We start from the raw sequence: 1,198 nt of genomic DNA, 5'->3' as shown, positions 1-1,198 counted from the left end.
TTGTAGGTGCCAAGAACCGCGTCCGCGCTGGTCACGCCGTATGTTGGTACTCGTGCAGGATGCCGCCGAGGCGGTCGCGTCGGTGGACGTCGAGGTGGGTGAGCCGGTGGGGTTCGGTGATCGGTTCGGGACGCGGGCGCAGGGGAGCGGCGCCTTCGAGAGTGCGGTGGGGCCGGTGCTGGTTGTAGAACTGCTCGTACTCGCGCAGCGCGTGGAGCAGATGGGCCTGGTTCCAGATGAGGGTGCGGTCGAGGAGTTCGGTTCGGCAGGATCGCACCCATCGCTCCATGATCGCGTTCATACGCGGCATCCGGACGCCGGTTTGGACGACCTCGATACCCTCGGCCTGCAGGATGGCGTCGAAGGCGGTCGGATAGCGCACGTCCCGGTCCCGGATCAGGAACTTCACCCTGGCGCCCGTGTCCTGAAGGTCCATGACCGCGTTTCGGGCGAGCTGGGTGACCCAGGCCGCGGTCGGGTGTGCGGTCGCGCCGAGGATCCGCACGCGTCGGGTGGAGTGCTCGATCACCGCGAGGACGTACAGCGTCGCCCCGGTCAAAGTCTTCGTCTCGAAGAAGTCGGCGGCGAGGATGGCCTGCGCTTGGGAGCGCAGGAACGCCGCCCAAGTGGTGTGGTTACGCTCGGGCGCGGGGTCGATGCCGTGCTCCTTGAGGATGTTCCACACGGTGGCGGCGGCGACCTTGATGCCGAGGGTGTCGAGCTCGCCGTGGATTCGCCTGTAGCCCCAGTTGGGGTTCTCGTCCGCGAGCCTGAGCACCAGGGCACGGACGGAGCGCACGGTGCGCGGTCGACCGGGGCGCTTGGGGCGTGAGGCCTTGGCGTGACGGCGGCGCAGCAGGTCGCGGTGCCAGCGCAGCAGCGTGTCGGGTGAGACGATCAACTGGAGCCGACGAAGTTGTACCCGGGGGAGGCGGTGCAGGAGCGCGGCGAGCAGTGCGCGGTCGGGCCAGGTGAGCTTCGGCTTGTCGATCTGCCGCTGTAGCACGGCCAGTTGGTGGCGCAGTGCCAAGATCTCGGCGTCCTTGTCGCGCTCGCCCATCGGCAGGATCCGTATCAGGGCGAACACGCTCGTCAAGGCCAGGTAGGGCAGTCGCAGCAGCACCGGACCATCCTGGCGCCGGCCGGACCCGGTCGGCAATCACCGAGCGAGGCCCCCACTGTTACGGCCGACTGGCAG

At 68.5% G+C, this 1,198-nt stretch carries 1 protein-coding gene; it reads right to left on the bottom strand.

The genetic code is table 11. The features are described 5' to 3' along the window. Nucleotides 1-31: 31 nt before the first annotated feature. Entirely contained in the window at nucleotides 32-1,123 is a 1,092-nt protein-coding gene (locus tag P3G67_RS35715; protein WP_276097233.1) for an integrase core domain-containing protein, read from the bottom strand. Between the last annotated feature and the right edge of the window lie 75 nt (nucleotides 1,124-1,198).

Origin of the sequence: Streptomyces silvisoli, from assembly GCF_029269905.1 — a bacterium.
In the GTDB taxonomy this organism is placed as follows: Bacteria; Actinomycetota; Actinomycetes; order Streptomycetales; family Streptomycetaceae; genus Streptantibioticus_A; species Streptantibioticus_A silvisoli_A.
Note: the sequence above shows the minus strand (reverse complement) of the source record. Positions and strands in the feature narration are given on the sequence as shown.